The 16652-nt window shown below is 63.7% G+C and carries 20 protein-coding genes and 1 tRNA gene; 11 read left to right on the top strand and 10 right to left on the bottom strand.

Annotated elements, in window-relative coordinates; genetic code table 11:
- Positions 1-25 precede the first annotated feature (25 nt).
- The 5 genes from rpl12p to VJ162_RS05215 all read right to left on the bottom strand — a co-directional run bounded on the left by rpl12p (position 26) and on the right by VJ162_RS05215 (position 3167).
- The gene (gene rpl12p, locus VJ162_RS05235) at positions 26-367 is read right to left on the bottom strand and encodes a 50S ribosomal protein P1 (RefSeq protein WP_324662860.1); all 342 of its coding nucleotides are present in this window, start codon (positions 365-367) and stop codon (positions 26-28) included.
- Between the two features lie 18 nt (positions 368-385).
- Entirely contained in the window at positions 386-1429 is a 1044-nt protein-coding gene (locus VJ162_RS05230) for a 50S ribosomal protein L10 (protein ID WP_324662859.1), read from the bottom strand.
- Between the two features lies 1 nt (position 1430).
- Positions 1431-2069, bottom strand: coding sequence for a 50S ribosomal protein L1 (locus VJ162_RS05225; protein ID WP_324662858.1), 639 nt, complete (start codon positions 2067-2069; stop codon positions 1431-1433).
- A 186-nt stretch (positions 2070-2255) separates the two neighbouring features.
- Positions 2256-2744: a 50S ribosomal protein L11 gene (locus tag VJ162_RS05220; RefSeq protein ID WP_324662857.1), complete on the bottom strand. Its 489-nt coding sequence runs from the start codon at positions 2742-2744 to the stop codon at positions 2256-2258.
- 222 nt (positions 2745-2966) lie between these two features.
- On the bottom strand, positions 2967-3167 hold the full coding sequence (locus VJ162_RS05215) for a VNG_1110C family protein (RefSeq protein ID WP_324662855.1): 201 nt from the start codon (positions 3165-3167) through the stop codon (positions 2967-2969).
- Between the two features lie 136 nt (positions 3168-3303).
- Here VJ162_RS05215 and VJ162_RS05210 point away from each other — a divergent pair, with 136 nt between their 5' ends.
- From VJ162_RS05210 to artA, 7 genes are all read left to right on the top strand, one after another.
- Positions 3304-4413 (top strand): OBG GTPase family GTP-binding protein, encoded by a 1110-nt coding sequence (locus VJ162_RS05210; RefSeq protein ID WP_324662853.1) that lies wholly within the window; start codon positions 3304-3306, stop codon positions 4411-4413.
- Positions 4414-4497: 84 nt separating this feature from the next.
- Positions 4498-4938 (top strand): TIGR04206 family protein, encoded by a 441-nt coding sequence (locus tag VJ162_RS05205; protein ID WP_324662852.1) that lies wholly within the window; start codon positions 4498-4500, stop codon positions 4936-4938.
- 47 nt (positions 4939-4985) lie between these two features.
- Positions 4986-5738: a VOC family protein gene (locus VJ162_RS05200; RefSeq protein ID WP_324662971.1), complete on the top strand. Its 753-nt coding sequence runs from the start codon at positions 4986-4988 to the stop codon at positions 5736-5738.
- 239 nt (positions 5739-5977) lie between these two features.
- Complete coding sequence (locus tag VJ162_RS05195) at positions 5978-6199, top strand: DUF7557 family protein (RefSeq protein ID WP_324662850.1); 222 nt, start codon at positions 5978-5980, stop codon at positions 6197-6199.
- Positions 6196-6597: a type II toxin-antitoxin system VapC family toxin gene (locus tag VJ162_RS05190; protein ID WP_324662848.1), complete on the top strand. Its 402-nt coding sequence runs from the start codon at positions 6196-6198 to the stop codon at positions 6595-6597. Before VJ162_RS05195 ends, VJ162_RS05190 begins: the two co-directional genes overlap by 4 nt.
- A 380-nt stretch (positions 6598-6977) precedes the next feature.
- Positions 6978-9185: a DUF7827 domain-containing protein gene (locus tag VJ162_RS05185; RefSeq protein WP_324662847.1), complete on the top strand. Its 2208-nt coding sequence runs from the start codon at positions 6978-6980 to the stop codon at positions 9183-9185.
- Positions 9186-9426: 241 nt separating this feature from the next.
- On the top strand, positions 9427-10428 hold the full coding sequence (artA, locus tag VJ162_RS05180; protein WP_324662846.1) for an archaeosortase A: 1002 nt from the start codon (positions 9427-9429) through the stop codon (positions 10426-10428).
- Here artA and dph5 read toward each other — a convergent pair.
- On the bottom strand, positions 10425-11195 hold the full coding sequence (gene dph5, locus VJ162_RS05175; RefSeq protein ID WP_324662844.1) for a diphthine synthase: 771 nt from the start codon (positions 11193-11195) through the stop codon (positions 10425-10427). The two genes, artA and dph5, sit on opposite strands and share 4 nt — an antisense overlap.
- Positions 11196-11270: 75 nt before the next feature.
- Here dph5 and VJ162_RS05170 point away from each other — a divergent pair, with 75 nt between their 5' ends.
- The 3 genes from VJ162_RS05170 (at position 11271) to VJ162_RS05160 (ending at position 12928) form a co-directional block, all read left to right on the top strand.
- Positions 11271-12251 carry a class I SAM-dependent methyltransferase gene (locus VJ162_RS05170; protein WP_324662843.1) on the top strand — a complete coding sequence of 327 codons (981 nt, stop codon included), beginning with the start codon at positions 11271-11273 and terminating at the stop codon, positions 12249-12251.
- A gap of 77 nt (positions 12252-12328) precedes the next feature.
- Complete coding sequence (locus tag VJ162_RS05165; protein WP_324662842.1) at positions 12329-12742, top strand: universal stress protein; 414 nt, start codon at positions 12329-12331, stop codon at positions 12740-12742.
- Between the two features lie 112 nt (positions 12743-12854).
- Positions 12855-12928: transfer RNA gene (locus VJ162_RS05160), tRNA-Thr, on the top strand.
- 189 nt (positions 12929-13117) lie between these two features.
- Here the strand turns inward: VJ162_RS05160 and VJ162_RS05155 are convergent.
- Entirely contained in the window at positions 13118-13642 is a 525-nt protein-coding gene (locus VJ162_RS05155) for a hypothetical protein (protein ID WP_324662840.1), read from the bottom strand.
- 58 nt (positions 13643-13700) lie between these two features.
- On the bottom strand, positions 13701-14741 hold the full coding sequence (locus VJ162_RS05150) for an NAD(P)-dependent alcohol dehydrogenase (protein WP_324662838.1): 1041 nt from the start codon (positions 14739-14741) through the stop codon (positions 13701-13703).
- Between the two features lie 218 nt (positions 14742-14959).
- Between VJ162_RS05150 and VJ162_RS05145 the strand changes: the two genes are divergently transcribed.
- Complete coding sequence (locus VJ162_RS05145) at positions 14960-15259, top strand: DUF7562 family protein (RefSeq protein ID WP_324662837.1); 300 nt, start codon at positions 14960-14962, stop codon at positions 15257-15259.
- An 8-nt stretch (positions 15260-15267) separates the two neighbouring features.
- On the opposite strand, the gene VJ162_RS05140 is transcribed toward VJ162_RS05145, so the two are convergent.
- Positions 15268-15510: a DUF7385 family protein gene (locus VJ162_RS05140; RefSeq protein WP_324662836.1), complete on the bottom strand. Its 243-nt coding sequence runs from the start codon at positions 15508-15510 to the stop codon at positions 15268-15270.
- Between the two features lie 79 nt (positions 15511-15589).
- Entirely contained in the window at positions 15590-16447 is an 858-nt protein-coding gene (locus VJ162_RS05135; RefSeq protein ID WP_324662835.1) for a cytochrome c oxidase subunit 3, read from the bottom strand.
- Positions 16448-16652: the final 205 nt, after the last annotated feature.

The raw sequence follows: 16652 nt of genomic DNA, 5'->3' as shown, positions 1-16652 counted from the left end.
AAATCGCTGGTTGGAGTCGACCGGATTAGCCGAAGAGTTCGCCGAGGCCCTCGCCGTCTGCCTCGTCGTCGTCGTCATCGTCGTCTTCTTCCTCTGCTTCGGCGACCTCTTCCTCGGACGGCTCGTCGTGGTCGGCTTCGTCGTCGCCACCCTCGGCGGGTGCGGCGCCGCCACTGGCGGGCACCGGTGCGGCGGCGGCCTGCTCGACGGCCTCCTCGATGTCGACGTCCTCGAGGGCGGCCACGAGGGCCTTGACGCGGGACTCCTCGACGGAGACGCCGGCGGCCTCGAGCACGTTCGTGAGGTTCTCTTCGTTGATTTCGTCGCCCGATTCGTTCAGGATGAGTGCAGCGTAAACGTATTCCATTGTTCTGTGTTGGTGTGGTTAGAACATCTCTCCGAGCGCGTCGCCGGCGTCCTCGTCATCGTCGTCCTCGGCCTCGTCCGTCTCAGCCTCGGCGTCGTCGGCGTCGTCCTCGGAGTCGGTGTCCTCGGTCTGGTCGTCTGTCTGTTCGTCTGCTGCCGGCGCGGGCTCCACGTCCTGGAGCTCCTCGGGCAGCGCGTCAGGGTCGTCGATGGCACCAGCCAGCGCACGCAGCTGTGCGTCGGCCTTGCTGATGAGGTCGGGGACGACCTCGGGGTCCTCGATGGCGGCCGAGAGCGCGAGGCTCTTGGCGTCGCCGGTCGCGGTCTGGAGCATCGTCGGGAGCGTGGTCGCGGTCGGGTACTCGGCGTTGACCGAGAGGTTGAACGCCCGGCTCGCGGCCGCGGCGATGTCTTGCTCGTACTCCTCGACGTCGATCTCCAGCTCCTCGGGGGCAAAGAGTACGCCGTCGGAGAAGACCCCACGGAGGTCGAGGCCGACCTCCTTGGGTTCGATGCCGAGCTCGTTGAGGACGTTCGCGAGGTCCTGTGAGACCTCCTCGCCCGCTTCGAGCACGGTGGAGTCCGAGAGGACCTGAATCGACCCTTCCTGGATGCGAGCGTCCGCGCCGATGGACTGGAGCTCGCCGACGAAGGGCCCGGGGTCGACGCCGGTGTCGCCCTCGGGAACGACGATGTCGTTCGGGGCGATCTCGCCGGCACCGATGGGTGCGGGCGTCTTCGACGCTTCGAGTTCCTGGTACAGCGAGAAGGGGTTGCTGTCGGTACCGATGAGCCCGACCTGGCCGGCGATGTGTTCGGTCAGCCCTTCGAGGCCGTCGTTGACCGCTTCGAGGGCGCGGACCAGCAGCGTGTTCCGGGAGACGCGAAGCTCCGCGGTGCCGTGGAGGTCACGGCGCATGTCCTGGAGCTGTCGGGACGGAATCCCGGCGATGTTGACGACGCCGACCGAGTCGTAGGACTCGATCATCTCGACGATGTCGTCGACTTCCTCTTGCTTCCACTGTGGGATGGTCTCCGTCTTGCGCTCGCCTTCGGCGCTCATATCAGGCCACCTCCACAGCGGGGCCCATCGTCGTCTTCACGTAGATGGTGTCGACGTTGAGCGGCCCCTTCTCTAGGTCTGCGTGCAGGCGGCGGACGATGACGTCGATGTTGTCCGAGATGTCCTCGGCGGACATGTCCTCGGCACCCACGCGGGTGTGGAAGGTCCGACGCTCGCCGCTGCGAAGCTGCACGGTATTTTTCATTCGGTTGACGACCTCGACGACGTCGTCGTCGGGGTCGAGCGGTTCCGGCATCTTCCCGCGCGGACCGAGGACGGTCCCCAGATAGCGACCGATGTCCTGCATCATGCCTTTCTCCGCGATGAAGAAGTCAGTGTCATCGGCCAGATCCTTGGCGGCATCGTCGTCGTCGCCAAGCTCTGCGAGTTCGTCCTCGTCGAGTACGTCGTCTGCGGCTTCCTCGGCACGAAGGGCTGTCTCGCCCTCGGCGAAGACCACAATGGTGGTCTCCTGTCCGGTGCCAGCGGGAAGAACGACGGACTCGTCGACGCGGTTCGACGGGTCGTTAAGGTCTAAGTCGCGCAGGTTCACGGCGAGGTCGACCGTTTCGCGGAAGTTCCGCTCAGGTGCCTCTTCGAGTGCGCGAGAGACTGCGTTCTCAATTTCCTGGTCTGCCATTGTTCACCTCCGTAGTACGCCAAACGGCTTCTACGGGTCAGTGAAACAGGCGGATGCCTGTCTCGTCGGAGAAGAAGCCTATCGGAAACTTAAACCCGTCGAACCGCCCTCCGAAGGGAGTGGCGACCGGACAGCGGCGCCGCTCACGGGCGGCGAATCCGGAAAAGACCGCAGATATGGGCCGACTTACGCCGACGCCTGCGCGGCGAACTGATCGTCGTACTCGCCGCCGTCGATGCGCTCTTTGAACTCTCGGGGGTCGTTGCCCTCGATGGTGACGCCCAGGGAGGCACAGGTGCCGACGACCTCCTTGGCGGCGTTTTTGAGGTCGTAGGCGAGCAGGTCGGACTGCTTTTGCTCGGCTATCTGCATGACCTGGTCGACGGTGAGATTCGCCACGAACTCCTCGTGGGGCTCGCCGCTGCCGGTGTCGAAGCCGGCCTCGTCCTTGACGAGTTCGGCCGTCGGCGGGACACCGACCTCGATGGTGAAGCTCCCGTCGTCGTCGTAGTTGACGGTGACCGGGACTTCCGTCCCGTCGAACGCTTCCGTCTGGTCGTTGATATCCTGCACGACTGCCTGCACGTCCACGGGGGTCGGACCCAGCTCGGGACCGAGGGGCGGGCCAGGGTTGGCCTGCCCGCCGGGAACGAGCACTTCGATAGTTCCAGCCATGTACGAGCAATCCCGCTAGGCGGTTTAAAGGATTGCGTTTCGGGGGACGCCGCGTGAGGGCGACACACGGTTGAAGCAGTGTGGATGCGGTGCTGTCCCAGTAGCGTACCGCTCGCCTGTGGCGAGCGGTTTCCCCGGACGCTCGCTCCGCTCGCGTCCGGGCTTTTTCATGAACGTTTTTCAAGGAGCGGTCGCCGGAGGCGACCCGACGCCGAAAAAGGTTCAGGCGAAGGTAACGCCGTTCATCGCGAGGAAATCGCCGGCGTCTTTGATTTCGACGGGGGAGCCGATGATACGGACCTGTTCGTCCTCGGTGCGGACGGTGACGGTAAAGCGGGATTCCAGCTCCCCGCGAATCCCGTTGAGCGCACCCGCAGGTAACAGAATCTGCGTGCTGTCACGGAATCGGTCCGCGTTCATCATTACCGGATGCTGGTACCGGACTTCCTATAGGTGTGTCGAAATCTTTGCTCGCACCCGACTTTGGTCCGGCGCTGCCGGGGCCGGCGTCGGCGAGGGAAGAAAGCCTTATTCGGCGTGCGCGGCCGACGTACACACGATGGGGCTCGAAGAGGAGATTCAGGAACTCGAAGACGAAATCGCCAGTACGCCCTACAACAAGTCGACAGAGGCGCATATCGGTCGGTTGAAATCGAAGCTCGCGGAGAAAAAGGAGAAGCTAGAACAACAGTCCGGGTCGGGCGGAGGCGGCGGCTACGGCGTCGAGAAACACGGCGACGCCACGGTCGCCTTGGTTGGGTTCCCCAGCGTGGGGAAGTCGACGCTGTTGAACGCGCTGACAAACGCCGAGTCCGAGACCGGCGCCTACGAGTTCACGACGCTTGACGTCTATCCGGGGATGCTCAAACACAAGGGAGCGAACATCCAGATTCTCGACGTTCCCGGGCTCATCGAGGGGGCGGCAGGAGGTCGCGGCGGCGGGCAGGAGGTGCTGTCGGTCGTCCGGACCGCGGACCTCATCGTCTTCATGGTGTCGGTGTTCGACATCGACCAGTACGACCGCCTGAGCGAGGAGCTGTACCAGAACAAGATCCGCCTCGACGAAGAGCCCCCGCGGGTCAACATCCGGAAGAAGGGGAAAGACGGGCTCTCTATCAACAAGGCCGCCGATCTCGAACTGGAAGAGGAGACCATCAAGGGCGTCCTGCGCGAGCACGGCTACGTCAACGCCGACGTCACCATCGGCGAGTCCGTCGACATCGACCGGCTCGTCGACGGCGTGATGGACAACCGCGTCTACCTCCCCTCTATCGTCGCGGTCAACAAGGCAGACCTCATCGAGCCCGACTACGTGTCGACCGTGGAGGCCGAACTGGAGGAGCGCGATATCGACCCCGACGAGGCCATCTTCATCAGCGCAGAGAAGGAGAAAGGCCTGGACGGGCTTGTCGAGCGGATCTGGGACGAGCTCGGACTCATCCGGATCTACATGGACAAGCCGGGTCGGGGCGTCGACCGCGAGGAGCCACTGATTCTCCGGGAGGGAGCTACCGTCGACGACGCCTGTGAGAAGCTGGGCGGGAGCTTCGACGAGCGATTCCGCTTTGCCCGGGTGACCGGACCGAGCGCCAAACACGACGAACAGCAGGTCGGCCGGGACCACGAACTGGCCGACGAGGACGTGTTGCGAATCATCGCCCGCCGGTGACGAGTCCGCGGCATAATCTTTCCCGTTTCGGCGCTCGCGCACGTACGAGCGTACGCTTATCCGTTCGTAGTCCTCCTGTCCGGTATGGTCGCTGCTACGCGGCGTCGTCTCGCCGTCGTCGCCCTGCTGGGGCTGTCCCCGTGGACGGTCCTCGTCATCGGGAGCGAGCTGACGCTGCTGTTCCCGGCCGGGCTGGTGAACACGAACCCGCTCCAGTTCGTCTCGATCTATGACTTCTTCGTCCGCTTTACCGCCGGTCTCCCATCGTTCATCGTGGCCTGGCGGACCGGTGTGTTGCTGTATCTCATCGCGCTCGCGAGCGCCGTCTCGGGGGTCGTCTGGCGGGAAGACCCCCGCATCACGGCGCTGTCGCTGGTCGGTGCGGTGCTCTCACAGGTCGGGGTCCTCGTCGGCTTCAACCGCCGACTGGGGTACGTTGCACTGCCCGTCGGGACGGTGGCGATGCTGGCGGCGGTCTGGTGGTACTACTGGCCGCTGTTTGGCGCCGGCGAGAGCAGCGCGTGACAGAGGCCGTCGATACGCTTTTCGCCGTTCGGGACGACGGTTCGACCATGCTGACACTCGACCATACGATGATGCGTGTCGAAGATCTCGAAGCGTCGCTCGACTGGTACCAGGAGTATCTGGACTACGAGGAAAAGAGCCGCTGGGAGGCCGACACGTTCACGAACGTCTTCCTCGGTCCCGAGGATGTCCACGACGAGGGGGCGCTCCTCGAACTGACGTACAACCACGATGACCGCACGTACACGCACGGGGACGCGTGGGGTCACATCGCCGTTCGGGTCGAGGACGTCTACGATGCCTACGAGGAGCTGATGGACGCCGGCGTCGAGGACCACCGCGACCCCGACTCCTGTGGCGGGTCGTACGCCTTCGTCAAGGACCCCGACGGCCACGAGGTCGAAATCGTCGAGCGGGACCACGGCGCGAAGTGGAGCCTCGACCACACGATGTTGCGGGTTGAGAACGCCGACGAGGCCATCGGCTGGTTCACCCGGAAACTCGACTACGAGATGTTCCGCCGCTCCGAACACTCCTCCTTTGCCCTGTACTTCCTCAAGCCCCGCGATGCCGCCGACGAGGCGATGTCGGTCGAGCTGACCTACAACTACGACGGCCGCAGTTACGAACTGGGCGACGCCTGGGGCCACGTCGCGGTCAGCACCGACGACCTCCACGACACCTGGGAGTCGCTCATGCAGCGCAACGCCGAGGACTACCGCGACCCCGAGAGCTGTGACGACCGCTATGCCTTCACCAAGTCCCCCGACGGACACGAAGTCGAGATCGTTCGGGAGTAGCGAGACTTCGAGCATCGCGAGAAGTCTCGTATCGGAGCGGTGACCGTAGGGAACCGCGGAGGAGTAGCGAGGAATCGAACGCAGTGAGATTCCTCGACGGAACGGGGAGCGAAGCGACCCGTGGAGTAGCGATACACCGTATCTGAACTCAATGTCTGTTTGACACCGACACTGGTCTGTCGATGGTGCCCAGGCGTGTGACCAAAACGCCTACGGGATTTCGTACACTGTGTATACATATGAGCACGATTCGCGTCTCCGATGAGGTGAAAGAACGGCTTCGGGACCTGAAACGGGACGACGAGACGTTTAACGACCTGCTGGATCGGCTCAGCCGGAGCGAGAAAGACGTGGAGGCGATCGCCGAGTCACTCAGTGAAATCGGTGGTGACGACTTCGGCGAGCGGACGCGGGAGGCCCACGAAGAACTGAACGAATCGCTGGAGCGCCGCACTGAATGATCGTTCTCGACCGGGATATACTCGTCAAGCTTGTCGAATCGAATCCGGAGGTAATCGACCACCTCAAACGGTACCGGGGCGAGGAGTGGACCGTTCCCTCGATTGTCGCATGGGAGTCGTACAAAGCACAGGACTCCCGACAGGAGATGTTACGGGTACAGCGGCGCTTACGGTCCGATTTTGACCGGATACTGGATTTTTCCGACGACGCGGCGCTTGAAGCCGCGTATCTACAGGACCGGCTTCAGTCCCAAGGGTTATCTCTCGACGCTATCGATCTGTTAAACCTCGCAACCGCGCACAACGAAGGGGCGACGTTCGTCACGCACAACAGCAACGACTTCGATACAGAGCCGGTACACGCCCTCACCGATGTCGACGTTGTCGTGACCGAGTAACCGTTGTGCCGCTAACCGTCGCCTCGCGTGTGTGCGATGGGAAGACGAACTGTACCGGAACTACCAGCGGAACAGTTCTGTTCTATCGTGGTACTTGAACCCATGCCGTCAGACGCGCGAATGACACTAATCCGTAAATTACCACAAAGCCCTTATACTGCCACAGGAGGCGCTGTCGGACCCGATTTCGGGTGTGGTAAAATCTGACATCCCACACTGCTGACCACAAAGCATTTATAACATCCGACTTAGGTTACATGCGTACCCCTACCCATGGCGCCAGAAGTGAGTACACCGGTTCGGTCTATGCGCGGTCGCGGCGACCGCGTTCCGACCACGTGGAAAACGGCTGACGCCGCCCGATAGCAACCAACAAAACTATGACAAGCAATTCAGACAAGTTTCGCAGCTTAATCCTGGCTGCGCTGATGGTCTTCTCGGTGTTCGCCGGGACCGTCGCGCTCTCCGGGAGTGCCGCTGCACAATCCGCAGGAAACGTAGGCACTGAGACGTACTACGGCGGCCAAGAAGTAGTACTCTCAACTAGTATAGCCGGTGTTTCGTCAGGAAATGATTATGAGGTTCGAACGGTCGACACCAGTGGAGACTCCGACAGAGTTGGCCAGCTCCGCCGGACGGTTACGGCCGGAGAATCGTTCGACCTTGACGGACGACTGAGTGAAGGTACGTTCGTCATCGTCCCGGCTACCAGTACGAACAACCCAATTGACCTCGACGGTGACGGCAACAACTCCGTTACCAACGACCAGTTCGAGGTCGTCACGCAGGACCTGACCGCCGAATTCGAGGACGATTCGGTCGGTAACGACGGCGGCGACGCCACCGTGGAATACGAGATTGCATCCGATGTCCGAAACGACTACAAGGTCAACGTCTCGGCAGAAGGCCTAGACGCGGAGGACCTCGTGGACATCTTCGAAGACGATGCTGATGTCCAGATTGTTGATGAGGACGACGACATCGTCGAAATCAACGAATCTGGTCCGTCCGATACCGCCGAAACTACCTACGACCTCAACTTCACCGATGTCGACGCTGACACCTACACGTTCGAAGCGAACGTGACGGACGCCGACGCGTCTGACTCGGACGAGATAGAGGTCACCGACACCGGTGATTCGGAAGCCAACTTCGGTGACAACGTCTACGCCGACCAGCGCGGTGACGTTGTCAACATCTCGGTCGAGATGTCCAACACCGACGAGGCGACCCTGCAGGTCGGTGAGGTCGACGAGAGCGGTTACTCCATCATCGCTGATGTCACCGACGACGACGAAGACGGCGTCGCGTACGTCGAGTTCAACAGCTTCACCGCTGGGAACCAGAGCCTCCAGGAGACGACGCTGACCGCCGGTGACGACGATACGGAACTCGACGACCGCCGTAACGACTCGGGCTCATTCAACGGTAACGAGCCGACTGGTAGCGACATCCTCGACTCGGGCGACTACAACCTGTTCGTCGAAGCAGGCTTCCCAGGCGGCAACATCACCGAGTCGTCCGACTCGCGAGCGACGCTTGACCTGACGGACGCATCCATCGACAACCTGCAGACCTGGACTGCACCCGAAGACAGCGAGCTCTTCGACGCGGACGCCGAGGATGTCTCCGCCTACTCACAGGCAGGTAACCTGACCCAGGCCGACACCGTCGCGGAAGGCGACACGGTTGTCGTGCAGGTCGAAGCCTCCGGTCTCGAGGGCGCCCTCCAGGGCGAGACGACCGACATGTACACCCAGGCGTCCGCTTCGGGAGACATCTTCAACCTGACGTTCGAGGGTGACTCCGTCCCGAACCAGGAGGACCAGAGCGCTAACATCGCCAATCTCAGTTCCGGTTCGTACTCGGTCCTGTACGACGGCGAGAACGATGCCCACTACGTGGTCATCGATAGCGCTGTGCTGAAGGACGCCGGTGTGCTCGAATACGAAGACGGTGACGAGTACACCGCGAACTTCACGGTCTCCGACGAAAACACTGACCTCGTCGACGACTCTGTCTCCGTCACTGGTAGCTTCGACATCGAAGACCCCGAGGCAGAACTCGACACCAACGCGGACGACGAGATCGTTCTCGAAGCCGCGGCTGGTCAGGAAGTGACCGGTGACACCAACCTCGCACCCGGCACTGACGTCGAGCTCACGCTCGACAGCGACACGAGCGGTGACCCGTTCGTCAAGCGGCCCGAGGGGACCGTCCAGCAGGACGGCACCTTCACCGCTGTCGCTGACTTCAGTCAGAACAACGCCGGCTCCGAGTTCACCGCGACCATCGAGGACGTCAGCAGTGCTGACGAATACGACGGTCGACTCGTCGAAGCCACTGGCACGCCCGTGACGGACACGCCGGACACGGACACGGACACGCCGGACATGGACACGGACACGCCGGACACGGACACGCCGGACATGGACACGGACACGGCAACGGCGACGGACACCGAAACGGCTGATGGCGGCGACGACACCGCAACCGCAACCGGCGGTAGCGGTCCCGGCTTCACGGCCGCGCTCGCTCTCATCGCCCTCGTCGCTGCTGCCCTGCTCGCAGTCCGACGCAACAACTAACGGGACCGCCCCGTCCTTGACTTTCGAACTTTTTTCGTGCTCGCCCGGTAGCGACAGCGCCGAGAGGCCGGCACACACGTACGCTCAGTACGGGTGAAAACAGCGTGCTGAAGTCTCTCCTGCCGGCTGGTCAGCAGCAACAGACGTAGCGTTCTAGCTCTCATCACCAACTGCCGCTACACTAAACACCACCGCGTGGCTAACGACAAAGCATTTAGGCCGGATTGGCAAAGATAGGGCAATGAATCTCCCCGTGATCCAGTCGACTGTTTCCCTGGGCGGGGTCACCTTCGACCCGCTCGTGTGGTCGGAACCCCTGATGTGGGTGGTCCTCGCGGCGTTTCTGGGCAGTGCCGTGGTGGGTCGGTACGACACGGAGTGGGCTCGTCGGATCGCCGTGGCTGGCTGGGTCGCCTTCGGCGCGTTCTGGCTGGTGTTGCTCCCGCATTTCACGCTGACACAGAAGAGTCTCATCGAGGGGGTCGGTAGCTTCGCCGCGGTGCCGCTGTCGGTGTGGGCGGGCTACCAGCTATGGCGGGGCCGGGACTCGCTGTTCGTCCTCACGCGAGCGATTGGCGTGATGGGTCTGGTGTACGTCCCTTTCCTCACTATCGGGCCGTTGCGACAGGTCATCGTGGAATCGGTCGCCGACCAGACGGCGTTCCTGCTGTCGCTTCTGGGACTCGATCCGCTGGTCGTCGGCGGGCTGTCGCACAATGGCATCCCGATAGCCGACAAGCCGTACCCCTACGAGAGCACGTTCTGGTTCGAGGGCAACTCACAGCCGATAACGTATACGATCATACTGGCCTGTACCGGCATCGGGAGCATCGCTATCTTCGCGGGCGGCGTCCTGGCAGTGTCGGCGCCCTGGCGGCGCAAACTCCGCGCGCTGGCGATGGCGGTGTCGGTCATCTACGTGTTGAACCTGTTTCGGAACGTGTTCATCGCGGTCTCCTTTGGCGAACAGCGGATGCAAATACTCCCGGGGCTGGTGATGGCGCTGTTCAGCATCGAAGACCCCCAGATGGTGTCGTATTACGTGGCGGACCGCATCCTCGCACAGACGGGTTCAGTCGTCGCTCTCGTGGCGATTACGTACTTCCTGGTGCGGGAACTCCCGGAGATAACGGTGCTGGTCGATGACCTCCTCTTCCTGGTGACCGGCAACGAGTACGACCTTGCGGCGGCGTTCGACGCGAGCGCTGACACGGACGACGCCGCGACACCGAGCGACGACTAGGCGTCGGTGATAGCGGACAGTGCCTCGTCCTCGACTGGGTGTAGTTCGCCGGGTATCACGAGCAGATGGAGCGGGTCGCCGAAGTCACGGGCGGCGAGATTCGCCAGCGTGTCGGCGACGACGAGGGGGTCGGGACTCCCGGCCCGGGCGACGACGACGGCGAGTTGGTCGGGGAACTCGACGCTGAGTAGCTGAGCCGCCTGGTCGGCAGTCATGTACGTGTCGTCGCTCTCGGCCCAGTGGGGGTCGTCGACCTTGATGTCGAGGTAGACGAGCGTGTGGAGGTCGCGCTCGCGGTTGTCCTCTATTGTCGCGACGACGCTGTCCGGGACGCCGTCGCCGCCGTGGGCCTTCTCGAAGGGCAGCGTCGTCGCCTTCCCGAAGCGGTAGTTCTGGAGGCCGGTGAGCGAGCCGGCGGCCGTCTGTGCGGTCGTCCCGTGGACGATGCGGGTCTCGATACCGCGCTCTTCGGCCCGGACGCGGAGGTCGGTGTGGGTCGTCGAGACCATGGTATCGCCCGCCGTGAGGAAGACGACGTCGGCCGTCTCGGCGGCGTCGAGAACCGGTTCAGGGTCCCGTTCGACGCCGGCCCGGTCACGGACCTCGATGGTGGTGTCGTGGAACCGCTCCAGCGAGTCGAGGTCCGTTCCGACGAGGCGGCTGGTGTAAAACTCCGCGAAGACGCGGTCGGCCCCGCGGATAGCGTCCCGGCCGTCGATAGTGACCGAACGCTCGTCGTAGAGGCCGAGACCGACGAAGGTGAGCATACCCGGAGTGGGTCGGCGCGGGCCATAAAGGACGCGAAGCGTCAGGCTTACCGCTGGCGGCGGGAGAGAGGAGGTATGGGCGTTCCCTGCGTTCGTGTGGCCGTCACAGAGGGCGAGGCGACCCGAGAGCGCCTCGCCGAGGCGGATGCCATCGACGACGGCTACGATATCACCGTCGAAGAGGGCGCGCTGTACATCCCGGTGACCGAGCCCGCTGCGGTGCCGGACGCTTTCGATGTCGTCGAGTTCGACGCGCCCGTCCGGGAGGGCCAGACCATGCCCGCCGACGAGCTGGGATTTGACCCGAGCTACGAGCGACTGGGCGATCTGGTCATCATCGACGAGGACGACCCCGACCGGGCCCAGCGGATAGCCGACGCCATCGTCGCCTCCGATTTGCCCGTCGAGGGGGTGTTGAACCGCGCCTCGAAGGTAAAGGGCACCGAGCGGGTCCGCGACTGGGAGGTCCTGGCCGGGGACACGACCGAGGTCCTCCACCGGGAGTACGGCTGTGCGTTCGAACTCGACCTCGCCGAGGTGTATTTCTCCCCGCGGCTGGCGACCGAGCGCCACCGGGTGGTCGAACAGGTCCGGGAGGGCGAGCACGCCTTCGACATGTTCGCCGGCGTCGGTCCCTTCGTCGTCCCGTTCGCAAAGCGGGGCGCGACCTGTGTCGGGACGGACATCAACGAGAGTGCTATCGAGTCTCTCCGCCGGAACGCAAAGCGCAACGGCGTCACAGACCGCATCACGGCCAGGGCCGGCGATGTCCGAGCAGTCGCGCCGGAGTACGAGGGATGGGCCGACCGCGTCGTGATGAACCTCCCACACAGCGCCGATGACTTTCTGGCGACGGCGGTCGCGCTGGCCGGCGACGACTGCACGATACACTACTACGACATCCAGCCCGACACGGACCCGTTCGGCCCGGGCGAGCGGGCGATACGCGCGGCGGCCGAACCAGAGTACAACGTCAGTGTCGAGACCCGCCGGACCGTGCGGTCGTACGCGCCCGGCGAGCACAATGTCGTTATCGACGCTCGGATACACCGCTGAACCCGCCGGAGTGACAAAAGTTACGGGGACAGCAGTTGAATTTCCGTGTAACGGGACCCGACGGTCCCTCGGATATCATGTACCGGATACTCCTTCCCGTCGACACAGACCCGGATCGCGCCCGCGGGCAGGCCGCCTTCGTCGAGGACCTGCCGACCGATGCGACGAACATCGAGGTCGTCGTCACCCATGCGATGCCGCCGGACGACGTCGAGGACCCGGAGGAACTCGACAGTCTGACCGACATCGAGACGGTCACGCTCGCGCGTGACTACCTCGAAGAGCGTGACTACGACGTGACACTCGCCGCGGGGCGGCTCCCGCCGGCCGACGGCATCCTCGATATGGCCGAGGAACACGATGTCGACCACATCGCCATGGGGTCGCGAAAGCGCTCCCCGACGGGCAAGGTCATATTCGGGAGCGTCTCCCAGCAGGTGCTACTGGAGTCGCCAGTTCCCGTCACTATCGTCGGTACGAAACTGGCGTGAGGACGGTGCCGATTCGCAATCCTTATTGCGGTTATCGGCACTACCCTGTAATGCCGAGTGGCACACTGTAGACGTGCTGTCGGAACGTGTGCTTGGTCGAGTGTGCCAACGCGCCGGTGTAGCTCAGACTGGCAGAGCGAATCCTTCGTAAGGATTAGGCCGAGGGTTCAAATCCCTCCACCGGCTTGTTTTCCGGCGAGCGGACTCGCGAGTAGATGGACGTTCTGTCGGGGTTTCCAGGGTGGAGCTTCGCTCCGACCGTGGTTCAATATCTTCACCGGCTATCTGCCGTGAACGAGAGACGCGGAAGCCACGAGTGGGGTCTAAACCAGTCACACTTGGGGACTGAGAAGCCCTCGCGTAGTCTACAACGTCTCACCCCAGATAGTCCCGCAGGACGGCACCGAAGCCGGCCGCGCCGATGGCGAGGGTCAGGATACCGCCGATACCGGTCAGCGTCAGCGCGCCGTTGATACCGGCCCCGACGAGCAGGGGCTTCGCCCAGCCGTCCTCGCGCCCGACGAGTCGCTCACCGATAGCGAGAAAGGCGATGGACACGCCGACGGCCCAGACGATGTACAACACCAGCACGAGCGGAATCGCGATGAAGATACCGAAGATGGTGATGACGAGCACGAAAACCACGAGGGCGAAGAAAATCAGCGAGACGAGGCCGTAGATGAACGAACCGACCGGCTCGTCGAGCAGCGTCTGCATCTTGCGTTCGGTGTACTCCGGGACGACGGCGACCAAGATTCCGCCGACGACGAGCGTGGTGAGGAAGGCGCCGACGGCGCTTCCGGCCAGATTGAGGAAGGGACTTGCGACCGGGTCCATCTGTGGGCCCGAGGCAGGTCCCATCTGTAGTACCGCTGTAAGTAGCTGCGGTGCGGAGGCCATACAGACCCTGGGTCGGGTGACGACAAAAAGCGTGGGTCGGGGATTCTCCGATGGCGTCTCAGGGGATGATGACCGCGCGGCCGTCTATCTCCCGGTGTTCTAGCTTCACTGCCACGTCGTTTATCTCTTCGAGGTCGTACTGCGTCGTGTGGAGGTCGACGGCGCCGCGTTCGACCAGCGCGACCAGCTCCTGCAGTTCGGCGTAGCGGCCGACGATGTTGCCCTGGAAGGCGAACTCGCCGTTGACCAGCGCCTGTGCGGGCTCGTGGATGTGGCCGCCGTAGCCGATGATGTGGTGGTCCCCGCCGGCCGCGGTGATGTCGGGGGCGAGCTGGGTCGTCTCGTCGGCACCGACGAAGTCGAGTACCTGTGCGGCGCCGACGCCGTCGGTTATCCCCTCGATTTCGCTCGCCACGTCCTCGCTCGTCGGGTCGATGGTGTAGTGAGCGCCCAGTTCGTCCGCGAGGTCGCGGGCGGACTGTTTGATGTCGACACCGACGATGTCGGCGGCGCTCATCGCGTCGAGACACTGCAGCCCGATGTGGCCAAGGCCGCCGACGCCGATGACGACCGCGGCGTCACCGGGGTTTAGCTCACGGACGGCCTTCTTCGCGGCGTGGTAGGCCGTGATGCCCGCGTCGGCGTGGGGCGCGATGTCGGCGGGGTCGACGCCGTCGGGCAGCGGGATGACCGCTCGCTCGCTCGTGTGGAGCCTGTCGGCGAAGCCGCCGTCCGTCGTCAGCCCGTTGAACGCGTCGTTCTCGCAGTACATCGTCTCGCCCTGCCGGCAGGGCCGGCATGTACCGCAGGTCTGGACCGGGTGACAGATGACCTGGTCGCCCGGTTCGACAAGCTGGACCTCCTCGCCGACGGCGGCGACGGTGCCGGTGTTCTCGTGTCCCAGGGTCATCGGCAGCGGCTGTGGGACGTACTGTTCCCACATCCCTTCGATGATGTGGTTGTCCGTCTGACACCAGCCCGCTCCCTCGACCTCCACGATCACGTCGTCGCTGCTTGTCACCTGTGGCTCGTCTACCTCGTCGATAGAGAGGCCCTCAGCCATCTCGTCCGTGTACTCGTGTAATCTGGCGGCGCGCATCCCCTCAACGTAGGTTATAGTTCGTTATAAATGTCCGCTATTAATTTCCCCGTCTGCGTCCCGAAAACGGTGTATGAACCACTAGCAGTCGGTTCGCCCGCCCCAGTGTTGATAAACGGGCCTCTCCGTTGGGGCACAAGAGCGAGTGCGCGGCCGGGTGTACGCACGGACGTGATGTCCACCGACGTCGTACCCGATACGGAGGGCGGTGTGTAGCGATGGGATTTCGAAACGCCTGGCACCGCGACACCGCGACCGTCACGTGCATCGCCTGCGGGGAGTCGGTCGACCGGTCGGCGGCCCGCGAGTACGACAAGCACGGCGACCGCTGGGACCGCGAGGGGAAGTCCTTCGAGTACCTCTGTAAGCCCTGTGACCGTACGCGCTGTCACAGCCCGCGTGACGGCCTGGAAGCCCGGCTCGTCGAGGCGGCGGACGACACAGACTGTCCCGAGGCGTTCGTCGCTCGCTATCTCGCGCTCGCTCGTGCGGACGGTTCACCGGTCACTGAGGAGTGACCCCGGCGTCAGTGCGTGAAAACCAGTAGTTCGTCCTCGGTCCGCGCGAGACAGAACGGGGTCCCGGGGTCCCCGAAGCTCGCCGTCCGCCGCTCGGTGACAAACAGCCGCTGGAAGGGCTTCTCACAGGACGGACACGTGAACGGCGCCCGGTTTTCGAGTGTCATCGTCCCGCGGTCCTGTTTCAGTAGCTTCAGCCCGTGGCGGTAGTCGTGGACGTCGAAGCCGTCGCTGACGTCTAGCTGTTCCATACACGCTCGACGACCCCGCGGTGCTTAAGAGTTGTACGGAGTGGCGCCCCACCGCGGGACGGGGCTACGATACGCCATCTCAGACCAGGTTCGCGCCGACGTAGAGGACGACGACGAGGAACACCCAGACCACGTCGACGAAGTGCCAGTACATCGAGGCCGTCGAGACCGACGTGTGGCGCTCGGCGGAGTACTGGCCGTACCAGCCACGGACGAAGACGATACCGAGCAGGACCGCCCCCATCGTGACGTGGAGCCCGTGGAGCCCGGTCAGCCCGTAGAAGGCCGAGCCGTAGATGCCTTCCGAGAGGGTAAAGCCCTCGTGGACGATGAACTCGTAGTACTCGTAGACCTGTCCGGCGATGAAGACGACCCCAAGCAGGAGGGTCGCGCCGAGCAGTTTGATGAACCGGGAGCGGTCGCCGTTCCGGAGCGCCACGTGACTGTAGTGTAGCGTCACGGAGCTGACGATGAGGATGAGGGTGTTGACGACCACCAGCGACCCCCAGACGCTCGGGATGTCGGCCGCGAGCCAGACGTCGGACCCGCGGACGAAGAAGTAGTAGACGAAGCCGGCCCCGAAGGTGGCCACCTCCGTGCCCAGGAACAGCAACATCGCGAACTTCAGCGACCGCCCGGAGTGGTGGTCGGTGCCGCGCTCCCAGAAGTCGACGACGAAGGCGTGATACAGCCAGCCGTAGATGCCGATCAGGAACAGGCCGATGCTGCCGACGGTGGCGCCGGCGCCGATGGTCGAACTCACGAGCGCGTTCTCGCCCATCGAGAGGACGAAAAGCGCCGCCCCGACGTATATCCCCGACCCGCCGATAGCCGTGATGAAGGGCCACCAGCTCGCCTCGCCGAAGCCGTGTGGCCAGTCTTCCGTCGCGGGGAGGTGGTGCTCGTGGCCTCCCTCGTGTTCGTCGGTCGTGCTCATACCGGCCTCTTACGAGCGGATTACTAAAAGCCCATCCCATTGGTTGCGAGATGCCGACAGTAGGGCGACACCTCGGGGGAGGGAGAACGAAGTGACCCCGGAGAAGCGCGGTGTCGAGTACTGCGATTTCGGCGGAACGGCAAGCGAGGTATCGAGCGGGACCGAGCCGATGTCGGAAGCTACAGGGGCCCGAAGGACCAAGCGT

The sequence above is a fragment of the Haloarcula sediminis genome, assembly GCF_035656455.1.
GTDB lineage: Archaea > Halobacteriota > Halobacteria > Halobacteriales > Haloarculaceae > Haloarcula > Haloarcula sediminis.
Note: the sequence above shows the minus strand (reverse complement) of the source record. Positions and strands in the feature narration are given on the sequence as shown.